This window comes from Pantoea sp. SM3 (assembly GCF_000963995.1).
Lineage (GTDB): Bacteria > Pseudomonadota > Gammaproteobacteria > Enterobacterales > Enterobacteriaceae > Pantoea > Pantoea rwandensis_B.
In genome coordinates, this window is sequence record NZ_JZRD01000033.1 from 89,662 (window position 1) to 106,457 (window position 16,796).

General features: G+C 52.3%; 14 protein-coding genes. 7 read left to right on the plus strand and 7 right to left on the minus strand.

What is annotated here, in order from left to right:
• The 5 genes from VI01_RS18790 to VI01_RS18810 form a co-directional block, all read right to left on the minus strand.
• Positions 1-543 (minus strand): cell division protein ZapC, encoded by a 543-nt coding sequence (locus VI01_RS18790; protein ID WP_038647771.1) that lies wholly within the window; start codon positions 541-543, stop codon positions 1-3.
• Positions 544-814: 271 nt separating this feature from the next.
• Positions 815-1,825 (minus strand): quinone-dependent dihydroorotate dehydrogenase, encoded by a 1,011-nt coding sequence (gene pyrD / locus VI01_RS18795; protein ID WP_045816253.1) that lies wholly within the window; start codon positions 1,823-1,825, stop codon positions 815-817.
• A gap of 117 nt (positions 1,826-1,942) precedes the next feature.
• Positions 1,943-2,944: a glycosyltransferase family 2 protein gene (locus tag VI01_RS18800; RefSeq protein ID WP_045816254.1), complete on the minus strand. Its 1,002-nt coding sequence runs from the start codon at positions 2,942-2,944 to the stop codon at positions 1,943-1,945.
• Positions 2,941-4,467 carry a lipopolysaccharide biosynthesis protein gene (locus VI01_RS18805; RefSeq protein WP_045816255.1) on the minus strand — a complete coding sequence of 509 codons (1,527 nt, stop codon included), beginning with the start codon at positions 4,465-4,467 and terminating at the stop codon, positions 2,941-2,943. The genes VI01_RS18800 and VI01_RS18805 overlap by 4 nt, the downstream gene beginning before the upstream one ends.
• Positions 4,468-4,782: 315 nt before the next feature.
• Entirely contained in the window at positions 4,783-5,763 is a 981-nt protein-coding gene (locus tag VI01_RS18810) for a glycosyltransferase family 2 protein (RefSeq protein ID WP_045816256.1), read from the minus strand.
• A 778-nt stretch (positions 5,764-6,541) separates the two neighbouring features.
• On the opposite strand from VI01_RS18810, the gene ssuE reads away from it, so the two are divergent.
• From ssuE to ssuB, 5 genes are read left to right on the plus strand one after another with little or no spacing between them, the layout of a single operon-like run.
• Positions 6,542-7,093, plus strand: coding sequence for an NADPH-dependent FMN reductase (ssuE, locus tag VI01_RS18815; RefSeq protein ID WP_045816257.1), 552 nt, complete (start codon positions 6,542-6,544; stop codon positions 7,091-7,093).
• Between the two features lie 10 nt (positions 7,094-7,103).
• Positions 7,104-8,063, plus strand: a complete 960-nt coding sequence (locus VI01_RS18820; RefSeq protein ID WP_156149384.1) for a sulfonate ABC transporter substrate-binding protein — start codon at positions 7,104-7,106, stop codon at positions 8,061-8,063.
• Positions 8,064-8,074: 11 nt separating this feature from the next.
• Positions 8,075-9,220 carry an FMNH2-dependent alkanesulfonate monooxygenase gene (ssuD, locus tag VI01_RS18825; RefSeq protein ID WP_045816258.1) on the plus strand — a complete coding sequence of 382 codons (1,146 nt, stop codon included), beginning with the start codon at positions 8,075-8,077 and terminating at the stop codon, positions 9,218-9,220.
• 10 nt (positions 9,221-9,230) lie between these two features.
• The gene (gene ssuC, locus VI01_RS18830) at positions 9,231-10,019 is read left to right on the plus strand and encodes an aliphatic sulfonate ABC transporter permease SsuC (protein WP_034820490.1); all 789 of its coding nucleotides are present in this window, start codon (positions 9,231-9,233) and stop codon (positions 10,017-10,019) included.
• A complete protein-coding gene (gene ssuB, locus VI01_RS18835; protein WP_045816259.1) occupies positions 10,016-10,807 on the plus strand; it encodes an aliphatic sulfonates ABC transporter ATP-binding protein in 792 nt (263 codons plus the stop codon). Before ssuC ends, ssuB begins: the two co-directional genes overlap by 4 nt.
• On the opposite strand, the gene VI01_RS25440 is transcribed toward ssuB, so the two are convergent.
• Positions 10,804-10,953 carry a hypothetical protein gene (locus VI01_RS25440; protein WP_197079607.1) on the minus strand — a complete coding sequence of 50 codons (150 nt, stop codon included), beginning with the start codon at positions 10,951-10,953 and terminating at the stop codon, positions 10,804-10,806. The two genes, ssuB and VI01_RS25440, sit on opposite strands and share 4 nt — an antisense overlap.
• Positions 10,954-10,986: 33 nt before the next feature.
• On the minus strand, positions 10,987-13,602 hold the full coding sequence (pepN, locus tag VI01_RS18840; RefSeq protein ID WP_045816260.1) for an aminopeptidase N: 2,616 nt from the start codon (positions 13,600-13,602) through the stop codon (positions 10,987-10,989).
• A 244-nt stretch (positions 13,603-13,846) separates the two neighbouring features.
• Between pepN and pncB the strand changes: the two genes are divergently transcribed.
• Both pncB and asnS read left to right on the plus strand, forming a co-directional pair.
• The gene (gene pncB / locus VI01_RS18845; RefSeq protein ID WP_045816299.1) at positions 13,847-15,052 is read left to right on the plus strand and encodes a nicotinate phosphoribosyltransferase; all 1,206 of its coding nucleotides are present in this window, start codon (positions 13,847-13,849) and stop codon (positions 15,050-15,052) included.
• A gap of 149 nt (positions 15,053-15,201) precedes the next feature.
• Positions 15,202-16,602 (plus strand): asparagine--tRNA ligase, encoded by a 1,401-nt coding sequence (asnS, locus tag VI01_RS18850; RefSeq protein WP_038647788.1) that lies wholly within the window; start codon positions 15,202-15,204, stop codon positions 16,600-16,602.
• Positions 16,603-16,796: the final 194 nt, after the last annotated feature.

Below are 16,796 nucleotides of genomic sequence, written 5' to 3' on the forward strand. Positions count from 1 at the left end.
TTAAACCGCCCGCGCAAAGTGGGCGTTTTGTTCCTGCTGATGCGGTCGCAAACGATCGTTCATGATCTTAATCGCATCGCCTAACTGCATACCTTTTCCGGCTACCGATAATGTATTTTGCGCCAGCAAACACAGCGCCGCATTTTCGCCACTTTCGACCACCAGCAATTGCGCCTGTTCGCCGCTATCGGCCAGCGTCACGGCCACCATATCGCCTGATGCGGGTTGCCAGCTCTGGGCATGGCTGGTGAAATGCCAGCTTTTTGGCATGAGCGGTTTTAAAAAACGACTCGCGACTAATGCGTTTAACACTAATTCAGCGCGCTGGTCGCCTTTTAATCCACTCTGTCGGCAACGCTCTTCAAACGTAAAATACAGTGCAGCGTCATCGACACAAAAACCACTGACATTAAAGGCATCCGGTGTCAGCATTTTACGCGAGAAGCGCGAACGAAATAGCATGCCATCAGCCAAATCCAGCATCATACGATCGTGTTCTGCGTCAAAATACCAACGCCAGTTATCATCAGGTTTAAACTTCATGATATGCCCTGTAGTTATCGCTGCGCTATCCCCGTCATACTTCACTCTGCAATTGCGTTGGCTGCGTGTGCTCACTCCCGTCACTTACTTAAGTAAGCTCCAGGAGATTCACCCACTTGCCGCCTTACGACAAAGCGAATTATTTAGGGGGCCGAACGCTAGATTTAAAAATATCAGCCTAAGGAAAAGCTGAAAAAAACATCAGCAGGACAAAATATAAACGAGCCGAAGGGATAAATAAACCCCCCGGCGCGGGAAAGTGGGAAATGTCTTAGAGATGGGTCACGATATCTTTAATTAAACTTGGGCCTTTATAAATAAAGCCAGAGTATATCTGCACCAATGTGGCCCCTGCGGCCATTTTTTCACGAGCGGAAACCAGTGAATCAATACCACCGACGCCAATAATAGGTAAGCGACCCTGCAGCTCTTGCGACAAGCGGCGAATCACTTCAGTACTGCGTGACTGCACCGGACGGCCACTTAATCCACCCATCTCATCGGCATATTTAAGTCCAGCAACTAATGCACGATCAAGCGTGGTATTCGTGGCAATGACACCGTCAATTTCATGGCGCACCAAACTGTCGGCAACCTGGATCAATTCTTCTTCAGAAAGATCCGGCGCGATCTTCACCGCGACCGGCACATATTTAAGGTGCCGTTCCTGCAGCTCTTTTTGTTTTAATTTGATCGCCGAAAGCAGATCGTCCAGCGCTTCGCCATATTGCAGCGTGCGTAATCCAGGTGTGTTTGGCGATGAAATATTGATGGCAATATAACCGGCATGGGCATACACCTTTTCCATACATATCAGATAATCGTCTTTGCCTTGCTCCACTGGCGTATCTTTATTTTTGCCAATATTGATACCGAGGATGCCTTTGAAGCGTGCTTTTTTAACGTTCTCGACTAAGTGATCGACGCCGTGATTATTAAAGCCCATGCGATTAATAATCCCTTCCGCTTCCACCAGACGGAACATGCGCGGCTTATCATTGCCAGGCTGTGGACGTGGCGTCACCGTCCCGACTTCCACGAAGCCGAAACCCATCGCACCAAAGGCATCAATGCACTCTGCGTTTTTATCGAGGCCTGCAGCAAGCCCCAGCGCGTTAGGGAAAGTCAATCCCATGCAGGTCACCGGGCGTGACGGCAGCGACTGGCGAATCAGTCCTTCCAGCGGCGTTCCGCTGATAAAACGTAATTGTTGAAAGGTGAGTTCGTGCGCACGCTCTGGATCGAGCTTAAACAGCGCCGGCCGGACGATAGGATATAACATGCACTCTCCTGAATGGCGGAAGCGAAGAAGTCGGGTGCACGGAAATTTGTGCGCCAGAATGGTAAAGGCCTCTGGCGCAAAAGTAAATTTAATCAGGTGATGCGGAGTTGATCGAAATCAGCGCTTACCGGTATAACGCGCCAGCAGGCTGCGACTCGCTTTCAGGCCGTTGTAGAGCGTGGGATAGTACCACTGCAGTTTCATGCGTTTACTTTCGCCCGTCACTTTGCGTATCAGTTGGTCAATGGTAACATGCCACTCCTGCGGGACATTAATGTCATTTTTACGCATCTCGATCAAGCACCCGTACATCACGGGTTCGTAATAACGATCAAGTAACCACTCATCCGCTGCCAATCCCCACGCCTGCATGAAGCGCTCGCTGTTACCTCGCGCAATAAAGTAGTTTTCCACCCATGAAAACGTCGCTTTTCGTTGTGAGAGCGAGGTCACCATAAATCGCTTGTAGTAATAGCTTTCGTGAGAGAACACCACTTCTTGTGCCTGCATGTACAGCGCGAACATAAAAGGAGCGTCTTCATGGTTTTGAATTGGCAAAAACGTCACACCTACGCGTTCGATAAGATGGCGAGAAACGATGCTGCTCCATAACACGCGGTGCGCTGACTGATGAGTCATCATGTGGCGCAGCGTTGTGCTGCCCCCCGGGAAAGCCCCCTGCATCTTCCGCTGATGAAACGGCTGATACTGACGCTGGCCGAGCGGTAAATCAGTAAACATTTTGGCGCCAAAGCAGAATAATTCCATTTCTGGATGCTGCGCTTTGGCCCGTTGAAAATCAGCAAACAGCGTTTTACCGACGAAATCATCTGCATCCATAAAGTAGATGAAGTCACCCGTGGCGATCTCCAGTCCGCGCGTACGAGCAGCACTCACGCCGCCGCGCTGAGATTGTAATAATGTCATTTGCGGATAGCGTTTAGCCAGCTGCTGGAGTAGCTCCACGCTGTTATCGGTGGATCCGTCATCAATGACAATAATCTGGTCGGGCGGCGAAGATTGCCCCACTAGCGAATCAATGGCTTCTTCCAGCCAGGGGGCACAGTTCCAGTTAGGAATGATCACCGTGATGGTCGTTTTCGTACGCTGATCGCTCATTCTCTCTCCTCAACATTAAAGCCCTTATTGAACGGCAGATGCAGACGTTTAATCACCAGACTGTGTAGCAGACAACACACGCCCAAATTCACCATGCCAAACAATCCAAGCCACAGCAGATTAAGCCAGCGATTTTGATCCCAACTGATCGGCAACAGCGAGCAGAGCCATGCCATCACGCCAGCCACCACCCACACCAACATTACGTCACGCGTCAACCACGTAAAATGGATGCCTGGCGTGAAACGGCGATGCACCAACCACGCCCAACCGAAGAGATAGAAGACATTTTGCCCTAACCACAGCCAGCCCGTGCCACGGGCACCGAAATGAAGAGCGGCAAAGATGTTGAGTGGCACCAGCACAATGGCGAAACAGGAGAAACCTTTAACGTGAAGCTTGAGGTTGCCGTTGATGTATTGCAGGTGATAAAGCAAACCGCAGATGGCCTGCACTCCGCTGCCCAGCGCATACAAACTGAGCACGAATGACATCTCATTCACCACTTGCTGGTTCTGTGTCCATGCCCACAGCAGCGGCGCGGAGAAACAGGCAATCGTAATACTGAGCGGGGCCATGAAGATCGCGACCGCTTGGGTGGTATAGCGATACAGCACGAGCGACTGGTCATCACCCTCTTTTTTGGTTTTCATCCCGGTCATGCGCGGCACGATGGCCTGCATAATCGGGCTGCTCAGCAAAATAATGCCAGTTGCGGCCGTGGCCACCACGGTAAAGGAGCCGTATTCACTCAGCGGCAATGTTTTTGACAGCACCAGACGGTCGATCTGGGAAATAAATGTCCAGACTGCACTGGCGTAAGCCGCGCTAAGGGCAAAGCGAATAAAAGGCTTCAATACTTCTTTAAGATTTTCATGCTTCTGCCTGCGCGCCGAGGCCGGCACCAGTTGGAAGCATTTGTAAATCAGGCACACCGCTTCGGCAATCGAGACCAACAGTTGCCAGATAAAGAAACTCAATACTGGATTAGAGAACAGCTGGATAACCAGTACGGCGCCAAAGGTGCGCAGTGTGACGATCACCAGATTGACGCCATTCAGCCAAACCTGATGTTCAAAGCCGACAATAACGCTGCGATAAGGGCTGGTCCGCCAGCGAATGGCCGCGGTAATCACCATAATTGCTACTGCGATAACCACATCCGAGGACGGCAAATGCTGGGCGTCCAGCCAGTGATGGGCAATCCACGGCGTTGCCACCCAACCGATGACCACCAGCACCACAGTTGAAATCAGGAAGAATTTCGACAGCGCAGCAAATAACGAGGGGAACCAGATAAACTCAGTTTGATTAGCGCGATAGCGGGCCGCTTCACGCATCAAAGTGGTGGATACCCCGGCATCCAGCAATTGCAACCAGGTTAACAGAATCGAAAAGAATCCGACTAAACCATACGCTTCCATCCCCAAATGATGAATATAAAGCGGTACTACCAGAATACCCGACAGTGTCAGGTAAATCTGACCAACATAGTTGGCGATGGCGTTTCGTTTAATTGACATAAGTATCGAGGCGTCTGGGAAAATTCGCTAAAAATAGAGCCTGACACAGAACAGCATAACTGCCTACCGGACTTATTCTTAATTTCAGCACTGGTGCTAAAATGCGTTTTTTCCCACATTAGGTAAGACCGATTAATGAATTCCACACAGGAATAAATATGTATCCTGCCCTTCTCGCATGCGACAAAAGAAAGGATGACAATTTCATGAATGGCTCATCATCGGTAACATTTTTATCGCTGCCGAAGCGAATTATTACATTTCACTTACTACTGTTGCCACAGAATTATTTAAACTCAGTGGAATAAACAGGAATCATGCTGCTCGTTTTAACTCTCTTCCGACTTTAAAATTCTGCAACAGGATAAACATATGCGGACGCTGAATAAGCAACCACTCTTTGATATTGGCTGGCTCAAATTGCCCACCTAAAAATCGAATGGCATTAATCACATATTCCGGCACGGCTGTACCATTGTACAACGAGAGATAAATCATCAAGCGGAAAGAGTGCATTAAATAGGCTTTCTCAATTTCCTTTTTTAATGGCGAGTCCTTTAAAGCCATTTTCAGGGTGCTGTAGGCCTGCATAAAGGCATTGTACCGTTGCTGGAAGTACTCCTGACTCTTACGGCTGTTAGTCAGTGACCCGTTGCGCACGCGTTGGTGGTAATACACTTTCTGACTTACCCACGCATGATTTGAGAGAACGAAAGCCGAAAGGGTGAATTGGTGATCCTCATGAATCCGGTCACGAAAGCGCAAACCATGCTGCTGCACCAGACTTTTTTTCACTGCATAATTCCATGCAGCAGACGTGTAACTGCCGTTGCGCAGCAGGCGCGAGAACACCTGTGAGGACGGCTGTTTCCCGAACATCTCATGCCGCACTTTAGGACGTGTAACCTGGCGTTGGTGATCCTCAAACATCTGCGAATTGAAGCAGAACAGTTCGGTCTCGGGATGCGCCTGATACACCTGCTGCAGTTCAGCCACCAAGCCATCTGCAACAATATCATCCGGATCGCAGAAAAACAGGAACTCCCCTTGGGCTGCCGCCATTCCTGTATCACGCGCCTGTCCAGCGCCGCCATTTGTCGTGGTGATGATTTTCACTTGCGGCAAATGCGCGTAATGCCGCTCGACCAACGCCAGCGTGCCATCGGTAGATCCATCATTAACAATAATAATCTCATTGGGCGAATCAATTTGCTTAAGCAATGCGTCAACACATTCGATAATATAATTCTCTACGTTATAGGTAGGAATAATAATAGATAACAGGATTTTAGACATAAACCTTTCCCGAAAACGGTTGAAAGAAATGAAATGCCACTGGCAAGAAGTGCCTGTGTAAAAGCATTGCGCTAAAAGGTTAAACGCAATGTAAACGGCCAGATTGTTATTTCGGGATCAGTTAAGCAGATAGGATTTTAGTTTCACAGGGCCAAAAATTAATTAAGAGATTTAAACCATTAGCAATACATCAATCCTGCTAACTCCTTTATGAAATAATGCATACCTCACATTAATGCCTTTAACTTTTGTCGCATCTGATGAGGGAAAGTTACACATTTTATGTGCGAATAGATGTCAGGGAATACTTATCTATAAAATATAAACAGATAGATAACCCTCTCCCGCAACGCGGGATAAGTTAAATGAAAAGTAAACAGACCTTAGCGCTCAATTGATTTATCTCATTTTTTTTCACTTTTTCAACTGTGCGACTTCACTTCATTATTTTCACTTGTCCATCAGTCCAGGTTTTTCGAAACGTAACTGTCGTTACAGATATCCGCACAGAAAATAATCTTTCTCATGCAACGATGAGTTGTCGTTTCATTCATTGTTAGTAATCATTCCCAATGGTAGTAAAGTGACCTTTTAGGACTATTCGCAATTCGTCAGCGCTAACTCTGCCACCTCTATTTTACTCTGATGAACCCTTTTGCATTTTCCGCCTTTTGATTGCCAGATAAATCATTTATACCCGCGCACGCGCTCTGCCAGTATTGAACACATCAGTTCTCAATATCAGATAATCAATAACTTTAAGTTATAAGGAGTGACCATGCGGGTTATTACGCTGGCGGGCAGCCCTCGCTTCCCATCGCGCTCTACTGCACTGCTCAGCCTGTGCCAGCACGCGTTGGAAGCACGCGGTGTTGAAGTCATTCCCTGGAATATTCACAACTTCCAGGCAGACGATCTGCTCTATGCACGCTTTGACTCCCCAGCCCTCAACGCGTTGAAAGCCGACCTGGCGCTGGCAGACGGACTGATTGTTGCCACCCCCATTTATAAAGCGTCATTTTCGGGTGCGTTGAAAACCCTGCTTGATTTGCTGCCAGAACGCGCCCTGGAACACAAGGTGGTGTTGCCATTGGCCAGCGGCGGCAGTGCATCCCATTTGCTGGCCGTGGATTACGCGCTCAAGCCGGTATTGAATGCCCTAAAAGCCCAGGAAGTGCTGCATGGCGTGTTTGCCACCGACACGCAAATAGTGAATTACGACCGCCAGCCAGAGCTGGATCCACAGCTGGCCGATCGCATCGACGACGCGCTGGATACATTCTGGCATGCACTGCATCGCCGCCATCAACCTTACGCACAAGCGGTATAAAGGAAGAGTCATGAAAAGGATGTTTACAGCTTTACTGCTACCGGCCTTTGCCGCGCTGATTGCGCTGAGTGCCAACGCTAATGCCGCTGATGCCCCGGCGCAGCTGCGCGTGGGATATCAAAAGGGATCGGTGAGCATGGTGTTAGCAAAATCTCACCAGATGCTGGAACAGCGTTTCCCCCACACACAGATCAAATGGATTGAATTTCCAGCAGGACCGCAAATGCTGGAGGCGCTGAACGTCGACAGCATTGATTTAGGTAGCACCGGTGATATTCCGCCGCTGTTTGCACAGGCAGCAGGCGCGGATCTGCTTTATGTCGGTTCCGAGCCACCGAAACCTCAGGCTGAAGTGATTCTGGTGCCCAAAGACAGCCCGATTCAGAGTGTTGCCGATTTGAAAGGCCATAAAGTGGCCTTTCAGAAGGGCTCCAGTTCACACAACTTATTGTTGCGTGCGCTGGAGCAGGCCGGCCTGAGTTTTAAAGATATCCAGCCCACCTATCTGACCCCTGCCGATGCGCGAGCCGCTTTCCAGCAGGGCGACGTTGATGCCTGGGCAATCTGGGATCCCTACTACTCTGCCGCCTTACTGCAAGGCAACGTGCGCGTGCTGGCTGATGGCAGCAAGCTCAACCAGACCGGTTCCTTCTATTTAGCCACACGCAAATATGCCGAAGCCAACGGTCCATTTGTCCAGCAAGTGCTGCAAACCTTTAGTGATGCCGACGCGCTGACCCGCAGCCAACGCGGCCAAAGCATCGACCTGCTGGCACAGGCGATGGGCTTACCCAAGCCGGTGATTGCCAGCTATCTCGACCATCGTCCACCCACCACGATTACGCCGGTCAGCGCACATACTGCGCAGGCCCAACAGCAAACGGCCGACCTGTTTTATGCCAATCATCTGATGCCGGTAAAAGTGAACATCACTGACCGCATCTGGCATCCACAGTCCGCCCAGCCATAAGGAATTGAATCATGAGCATATCCGTATTCTGGTTTCTCCCGACCCACGGTGATGGGCACTATCTTGGCACCGCCGAAGGTTCGCGTCCTGTCGATCACGGTTATCTGCAGCAGATTGCTCAGGCCGCCGATCGCCTTGGCTTTGGTGGCGTGCTGATTCCCACCGGTCGCTCCTGCGAAGATGCCTGGCTGGTGGCCGCGTCACTGATTCCGGTGACGCAACGTTTGCGCTTCCTCGTGGCGCTGCGTCCGGGCGTGATTTCACCAACGCAGGCAGCGCGCCAGGCCGCGACGCTTGACCGTCTGTCCAACGGGCGCGCGCTGTTTAACCTGGTCACTGGCGGCGATCCTGAAGAGCTGGCGGGTGACGGCGTGTTCCTCGATCATCGCGAGCGTTATGAAGAATCCGCGGAGTTCACCCGCGTATGGCGTCGCGTTTCAGAAGGCGAAACCGTGGATTACGAGGGTAAACACGTCAAAGTGCGCGGTGCACGCCTGATGTTCAAACCGGTGCAACAGCCACGTCCACCGCTGTGGTTTGGCGGTTCATCCGATGCCGCGCAGGATCTCGCCGCTGAGCAGGTCGATGTTTATCTCACCTGGGGCGAGCCCCCGGCATTAGTCAAAGAGAAAATTGATCAAGTGCGTGCCAAAGCGGCTGCGCAGGGCCGTAAAGTGCGCTTCGGCATTCGTCTGCACATCATCGTGCGCGAAACCAATGAAGAGGCCTGGCAGGCAGCGGATCGCCTGATTGCTCATCTCGACGATGCCACCATTGCCAAAGCGCAAGCGGCCTTTGCCCGTACCGATTCTGTCGGTCAGCAGCGCATGGCCGCGCTGCACGGTGGCCGTCGTGACAAACTGGAGATCAGCCCGAACCTGTGGGCAGGCGTGGGTTTGGTGCGTGGCGGTGCCGGTACTGCGCTGGTGGGCGATGGCCCAACCGTGGCTGCACGTATGCAGGAGTACAGCGACCTCGGCATCGAGACCTTTATTCTCTCAGGCTACCCGCATCTTGAAGAGGCCTATCGTGTCGGTGAGCTGCTGTTCCCACACCTTGATTTGGCTATCCCTGAAGTGCCGAAACCTCGAGTGGTGCAAGCGCACGGTGAAGCGGTTGCCAACGATTTCACCCCACAGAAAGTGTCTCAGAGCTAAGGAGTTCAGGATGGCAAAGTTTCAAAAACAGCTGAGTAATGCCCTGCTGCCCTGGGCCTTACCGGTGCTGCTGGTGGCGGTGTGGCAGCTCGCCTCTCAGGTGGGCTGGCTTTCAACACGTATTCTGCCCTCACCGGAAAACATCATTATTACGTTCTGGAAGCTGACGGTGAGTGGTGAATTGTGGCAAAACCTCGCCATCAGTGGCTGGCGTGCGGCGATTGGCTTTGCCATTGGCGGCTCGATCGGCTTGGTGCTTGGCTTGATCACCGGCACCTCACGCGTGGGTGAACGTTTGCTGGATACCTCAGTGCAGATGCTGCGCAACGTGCCGCATCTGGCATTGATCCCGCTGGTGATCCTGTGGTTTGGCATCGATGAGTCAGCCAAGATTTTCCTGGTAGCGCTTGGCACCTTATTCCCGATTTACCTCAACACTTATCACGGTATCCGTAATATCGATCGCGGTCTAGTGGAGATGGCGCGCAGTTATGGTCTTTCTGGCTGGAGTCTGTTTATTCAGGTGATTCTGCCGGGTGCGCTGCCCTCGATCATGGTCGGCGTGCGCTTTGCGCTGGGCCTGATGTGGCTGACGCTGATCGTGGCTGAAACTATTTCGGCCAACTCTGGCATTGGCTATCTGGCGATGAATGCACGTGAGTTTCTGCAAACCGATGTGGTGGTGGTCGCCATCATTCTCTATGCGCTGCTCGGCAAACTGGCCGATGTCGCCGCTCAACTGCTGGAGCGCGTATGGTTGCGCTGGCATCCGGCTTATCAATTGAAGGAGAACGCATGAGCAACGCAACGTTAAGCCCGTCGCGTCTGAACAGCGGCACCCCGGTTGGCGTTAACGGCGTCAGCAAGCAATATGGTGATCGCACCATCCTCAACAACATCAATCTGCATATCCCGGCAGGTCAGTTTGTTGCAGTAGTGGGTCGCAGCGGATGCGGTAAAAGCACCCTGCTGCGCCTGCTGGCGGGACTGGAATCCACTTCGCGCGGTGAGCTGCTGGCAGGCACTGCACCGTTAGCGCAAGCACGCGAAGACACGCGCCTCATGTTCCAGGATGCGCGTCTGCTGCCGTGGAAAAAAGTTATCGATAATGTGGGTCTGGGTTTGAAAGGGCGTGAATGGCGGGCTGCCGCGCTGGAAGCACTGGAGGCGGTAGGTTTAGCCGATCGCGCTAACGAGTGGCCAGCGGCGCTATCGGGTGGGCAAAAGCAGCGTGTGGCGCTGGCTCGCGCGTTGATTCATCGACCGGGTTTGTTGCTGCTGGATGAACCCCTGGGTGCGCTGGATGCACTGACGCGTATTGAGATGCAGGGATTGATTGAATCGCTATGGCAACAACATAACTTCACGGTGTTGCTGGTCACCCATGATGTCAGTGAAGCAGTGGCGATGGCCGATCGCGTATTGCTGATTGAAGAGGGGCACATTGGGCTGGATTTAACCGTGGACCTCGCGCGACCACGTCGACGTGGATCGGCGCGACTGGCGGAACTGGAAGCAGAAGTGCTGGATCGTGTGATGAAGCGCAGTTCGGCAGAGCAGCCGCTAAAATTCGCCCAGCAGCGTTAGTCGAAGTCGAAGTCGAAGTCGAAGTCGAAGTCGAAGTCGAAGTCGAAGTCGAAGTCGAAGTCGAAGTCGAAGTCGAAGTCGAAGTCGATCGGGATAGTGCCACTGCCACTCCACGCAACCAGAGAAAGTGGCAGTGAGTTCAGCAAAAGCCGCATCATTGTGATGCGGCTTTTATCTTATCAGGCGTTCAACGCTTTGGTGATCTTCTCGTACAGATCGCCCGACAGCTTATCCAGCCCTTTTAACGTTTCCAGCGCCTGACGCATCAATGCCTGACGACCGGCATCATAACGTTTCAGACGAATCAATGGCTCGATCATACGCGCCGCCACTTGCGGATTACGCGTGTTGAGATCGGTCAACATCTCCACCAGGAACTGATAACCACTGCCGTCTTTGGCGTGGAACGCTGCTGGGTTGCCGGCCGCAAAAGCCCCAATCAGTGAACGAATGCGGTTCGGGTTACCCATGGTGAAAGAACGGTGATTGAGCAGTTCACGCACCTTGCTCAATGCGTTGTCCGCCGGGCTGGTGGCTTGCAGCACAAACCATTTGTCCATCACCAGGCCATCCTGATGCCAGCGCTCGTCATACGCGGCCAGCAAGGCTTCACGACACGGCAACTGCGCTGCCACTGCTGCTGAGAGCGCGGCCAGTGCATCCGTCATATTGGTGGCCTGCTGATACTGCGCCTGCACTAACTTATCCGCCTGCTCTGCATCGGCGAACGCCAAATAGCTCAGGCAGACATTTTTCAGTGCGCGCTTGCCAATCTCTGTATGCTCCACCTTGTATTCCTGGCTCTGGTTTGCCAGATACACAGCAAACAATTCATCGCTCAGTTCGTTTGCCAGCGCGTGTACCAGCGCGGCACGCACTGCAGAAATCGCCTGAGGATCGATCACCTCAAACAGCTCCGCGATTTCATTCTCGGAGGGCAGCGATAAAATCAGTGCTGTTAACGCCGGATCGCTCTGTTCTTCCAGTAATACTGCGCGGAAGGCATCCGCCACGTGCAACGGTAACGACAGCGGCTGTCCCTGCTGATGGCGTGCCACATTCAGGCGAATGTAGGTGGCCAGCAGGCTTTGCGCAGCATCCCAGCGCGAGAAATCATTGCGGGCGTGACGCATCAGGAACGTCAGCTGCGCATCGCTCCATTTATAGTCGAGCTTCACCGGCGCAGAAAATTCGCGCAGCAGTGACGGTACTGGCTGGAAGTGCACGTTATCGAAAATAAAGGTCTGGAACTCCTCGGTGACATTCAGCACATGATGCACCGGATGGCCGTTATGCTGCAGCGGAATCACCTTGCCTTCGTTGTCGTACAGTTCGATATCCAACGGGATATGCAGCGGCAACTTCTCTTTCTGCTCGGCCGTTGGTGGCGTGTGTTGTGTCACATGCAGCGTGTACTGCTCCAGCTCAGGATTGTAGTCGTCACGCACCGTCAGCACCGGCGTACCGGCCTGGCTATACCAGCGACGGAACTGTGACAGATCAACATTGGAGGCATCTTCCATCGCCTGCACAAAATCGTCGCAGGTCGCGGCACTGCCATCATGACGCTCAAAGTAAAGTTGCATGCCTTTCTGGAAATTCTCTTCACCGAGTAAGGTATGCATCATACGAATCACTTCAGAGCCTTTCTCGTAAACGGTCAAGGTATAGAAGTTGTTCATCTCGATCACCTGATCCGGGCGGATCGGGTGCGCCATTGGGCTGGCGTCTTCAGCAAACTGCGCGCCGCGCATCACACGTACGTTGTCAATGCGGTTCACCGCACGCGAGCCAAGATCAGAACTGAACTCCTGGTCACGGAACACGGTTAAGCCCTCTTTCAGGCTTAGCTGGAACCAGTCTCGACAGGTGACGCGGTTTCCAGTCCAGTTATGGAAGTACTCGTGACCAATCACCGCTTCAATGCCGAGGTAATCTTTGTCGGTCGCGGTCTCGGCTTTCGCCAGCACATATTTGGAGTTAAAGACGTTGAGGCCCTTATTCTCCATCGCGCCCATATTGAAGAAATCCACCGCGACGATCATGAAGATATCGAGGTCATATTCGAGATTGAAGCGCTCTTCATCCCATTTCATGCTGGCTTTGAGTGACGTCATCGCCCAGTCGGCACGATCGAGATTGCCACGATCGACAAAGATCTCCAGCGCCACATCACGCCCTGAGCGCGTGGTAAAGCTATCACGCAGCACATCAAAGTCACCGGCCACCAAGGCAAACAGGTAGCAAGGTTTCGGGAACGGATCCTGCCACTTCACCCAGTGACGACCATCCCCGTGACGACCGCTCTCCAGTTTGTTGCCATTTGACAGCAAGAACGGATATTTCGCAGCATCTGCAATAATCGTGGTGGTAAAGCGCGCCAGCACATCCGGGCGGTCCAGATACCAGGTAATATGGCGGAAACCTTCCGCTTCACACTGGGTGCAGAGCGCATCACCCGACTTGTAGAGCCCTTCCAGCGCGGTGTTTTTGTCTGGATGGATGTCATTAATGAGGGTCAGCGTAAAGTTCTCCGGCAGCTGGCTTAACACCAACGCACCTTCTTCCTCACGATAGTGTGACCACGGGGTGCCATCCACTGCCAGCGAGATCAGCGTAAGATCTTCGCCATCAAGACGCAGTTCGGCATCCGCAGCACCGAGACGCTTCACCTGACTGACGGCGGTCACGCGCGTGGAAGCCGCATCGAGGTCAAAAGTCAGGTCAATATCAGTGATGGTGTAATCGGGCGCACGATAGTCGTGGCGATATTTAATTTGCGGCTGTTGCGTCATAAGTCCTTCTCGCATCGTTGAAATGTCTACCCGTCAAAGTCTAAGCGGGTTGCGTCTTCGTTGCCACGCACAATGCGTGCCTTTGCTGAAAAGTCTACAATTCATTAACAATGGCACAAATGACCCTCGACCTGCCACCCGCAATTATGGTGTGATCGCGGTCGTTACTGTTTTATACTCCTGCGTCTTTATGACTTTGTTGACACCGGGCTCTGCTCCGCGGAAGAGGATGCTGAAACGCACCATGACTGGACATGCTTCCCCGATTTTGACCACGCTGCTTGATACCGATGCGTATAAGCTTCATATGCAGCAGGCCGTTTATCATCGTTACTACGATGTCCCGGTAACGGCAGAATTTCGTTGTCGCGGCGATGAATTGCTCGGCCAGTATGCCGATGAGATTCGCGCGCAACTCGATACACTGCCCTCCCTCGCCCTGAGCGACGACGAATATAACTACCTCAGTGGCTTACCTTTCTTTGAATCCGATTACCTCAACTGGCTGCGCCAATTCCGCTTTGATCCTTCTCAGGTCAACGTACGCAATGAGAATGGCCGTTTGGCCCTTCAAATCAGCGGGCCATGGCGCGAAGTGATTTTATGGGAAGTCCCGCTGCTGGCGCTGATCAGTGAAGTGGTGCATCGCCATCGCACACCGGACATTGGCGTAGAGCACGCGGTGGCTCATCTGCAGCAAAAACTGGTGACGTTCCGTGAACAGGTTGGCGATCTCGATATGTCGCGCTTCCAGCTGATGGATTTCGGCACACGCCGTCGTTACTCAAAAAACGTACAGGAAACGATCGTCGCGACCCTGAAAGCCGAGTTCCCGTGGTTGGTGGGCACCAGTAACTATGATCTGGCGCGCCGCTTACAGCTCAACCCTGTGGGCACTCAGGCACATGAATGGTTCCAGGCGCATCAACAAATTAGCCCGGTGCTGGCCAACAGCCAACGTGCGGCGCTGCAATCCTGGCTGGATGAATATGATGACCAACTCGGTATCGCGTTGACAGACTGCATCACCATGGATGCTTTCCTGCGTGATTTCGGTCCTGGTTTTGCACATCGTTATCAGGGCTTACGCCATGATTCCGGCGATCCGGTGGAATGGGGCGAAAAGGCGATTGCCCACTATCAGCGTCTGGATATTGATCCCAAAAGCAAAACGCTGGTGTTCTCCGACAACCTCAATCTGGACAAAGCGCTGGCGCTCTATCGCCACTTTGGCCAACGCGCCAACGTGGTATTCGGCATCGGCACCCGCCTCACCTGCGATATCCCCGGCGTGACGCCGCTTAACATCGTGATCAAATTGGTGAGCTGTAACGGCAAACCGGTGGCGAAACTGTCTGACAGCCCAGGTAAAACCATCTGCCAGGACAAAGCCTTCGTGCGCGCCCTGCGCAAGGCGTTCGACCTTCCTCTGGTGAAAAGAGCCAGCTAATCATTGATGCAGGGTGTTCGCACCCTGCGCTTTCACAACAAATCTCCCCTTCCCCCCTGCAAAATTGCTTGTTTCCTGATGGCTCGCAAGTAACATAGCAAAACCCCGAAATGGGGCTTTTATCCACTTCTATATATAGAGAGATATTTATGAGCGTAGTGCCTGTAGCGGATGTACTGCACGGCCGTGTCGCGGTTGACAGTGAAGTCACCGTACGTGGTTGGGTGCGTACCCGAAGAGATTCCAAAGCCGGTCTTTCCTTTATCGCCGTTTATGACGGTTCCTGCTTTAATCCCGTTCAGGCCGTCGTCAATAATTCTCTGAATAATTATCAGGATGAAGTGCTGCGTCTGACCACAGGCTGTTCAGTGATTGTCACCGGTAAAGTGGTGGAATCTCCGGGCGAAGGCCAGGCATTCGAATTGCAAGCGACCAAAGTGGAAGTCACTGGCTGGGTGGATGATCCGGACACTTATCCGATGGCCGCGAAGCGCCACAGTATTGAATATCTGCGTGAAGTCGCACACCTGCGTCCGCGCACCAACCTGGTCGGTGCTGTGGCACGCACACGTCATACCCTGGCACAGGCGCTGCATCGCTTCTTCCATGAAAATGGCTACTTCTGGGTGTCCACCCCATTGATCACTGCATCCGATACGGAAGGTGCGGGCGAGATGTTCCGTGTTTCTACGCTGGACATGGAAAACCTGCCGCGCGATCCGCAAGGCAAAGTCGATTACGATAAAGACTTCTTTGGTAAAGAAGCCTTCCTGACCGTGTCTGGTCAGCTGAACGCCGAAACCTATGCCTGTGCGCTGTCAAAAGTCTATACCTTTGGCCCAACCTTCCGTGCCGAAAACTCCAACACCAGCCGCCACTTAGCGGAATTCTGGATGCTGGAACCGGAAGTCGCTTTCGCCAACCTTGACGATGCTGCTGCACTGGCTGAGGCCATGCTGAAGTATGTGTTCAAGGCCGTACTCGAAGAGCGTGCTGACGATATGGCGTTCTTCGCAGAACGCGTAGACAAAGATGCGATTGCGCGCTTAGAACGTTTTGTCACTACCGATTTCGCGCAGGTGGACTACACCGATGCGGTCGACATTCTGCTGAAAAGCGGCCAGACATTCGAAAACCCAGTGTCCTGGGGCGTGGATCTTTCTTCCGAACATGAACGTTACCTGGCCGAGAAGCACTTCAAAGCCCCAGTGGTGGTGAAGAATTATCCAAAAGATATCAAAGCGTTCTATATGCGTATGAACGAAGATGGTAAGACCGTGGCGGCAATGGATGTTCTGGCGCCGGGCATTGGTGAAATCATCGGTGGTTCACAGCGTGAAGAGCGTCTGGATGTATTGGATGCACGTCTGGCTGAAATGGGTCTGAACAAAGAAGATTACTGGTGGTATCGTGACCTGCGCCGTTACGGCACCGTGCCACATGCTGGTTTCGGATTAGGTTTCGAACGATTAATCGCCTATGTCACCGGCGTACAAAATGTAAGGGATGTTATCCCCTTCCCTCGTACTCCGCGCAACGCTAATTTCTAAAATTCGCGATTAAATATAAGTAATTCATATATATAACGAGGTCGGCATAGCCGGCCTTTTTTTATTTTTGTAAATTTAGAGTTCTCTCACAAAGTTCCCGATATTTTACAAATTGTAATACATAATTTCTTTTTGATACGTAATTGCGAGATTTGAATCATTTTCGGGCTAGAAATAGCAACCCTGTGATGGAA

What these genes read in the sequence shown, in the direction of transcription:
- VI01_RS18790 (WP_038647771.1), bottom strand. Translation starts at nt 543, where the DNA reads ATGAAGTTTAAACCTGATGATAACTGGCGTTGGTATTTTGACGCAGAA.
- pyrD (WP_045816253.1), bottom strand. Translation starts at nt 1,825, where the DNA reads ATGTTATATCCTATCGTCCGGCCGGCGCTGTTTAAGCTCGATCCAGAG.
- VI01_RS18800 (WP_045816254.1), bottom strand. Translation starts at nt 2,944, where the DNA reads ATGAGCGATCAGCGTACGAAAACGACCATCACGGTGATCATTCCTAAC.
- VI01_RS18805 (WP_045816255.1), bottom strand. Translation starts at nt 4,467, where the DNA reads ATGTCAATTAAACGAAACGCCATCGCCAACTATGTTGGTCAGATTTAC.
- VI01_RS18810 (WP_045816256.1), bottom strand. Translation starts at nt 5,763, where the DNA reads ATGTCTAAAATCCTGTTATCTATTATTATTCCTACCTATAACGTAGAG.
- ssuE (WP_045816257.1), top strand. Translation starts at nt 6,542, where the DNA reads ATGCGGGTTATTACGCTGGCGGGCAGCCCTCGCTTCCCATCGCGCTCT.
- VI01_RS18820 (WP_156149384.1), top strand. Translation starts at nt 7,104, where the DNA reads ATGAAAAGGATGTTTACAGCTTTACTGCTACCGGCCTTTGCCGCGCTG.
- ssuD (WP_045816258.1), top strand. Translation starts at nt 8,075, where the DNA reads ATGAGCATATCCGTATTCTGGTTTCTCCCGACCCACGGTGATGGGCAC.
- ssuC (WP_034820490.1), top strand. Translation starts at nt 9,231, where the DNA reads ATGGCAAAGTTTCAAAAACAGCTGAGTAATGCCCTGCTGCCCTGGGCC.
- ssuB (WP_045816259.1), top strand. Translation starts at nt 10,016, where the DNA reads ATGAGCAACGCAACGTTAAGCCCGTCGCGTCTGAACAGCGGCACCCCG.
- pepN (WP_045816260.1), bottom strand. Translation starts at nt 13,602, where the DNA reads ATGACGCAACAGCCGCAAATTAAATATCGCCACGACTATCGTGCGCCC.
- pncB (WP_045816299.1), top strand. Translation starts at nt 13,847, where the DNA reads ATGACTGGACATGCTTCCCCGATTTTGACCACGCTGCTTGATACCGAT.
- asnS (WP_038647788.1), top strand. Translation starts at nt 15,202, where the DNA reads ATGAGCGTAGTGCCTGTAGCGGATGTACTGCACGGCCGTGTCGCGGTT.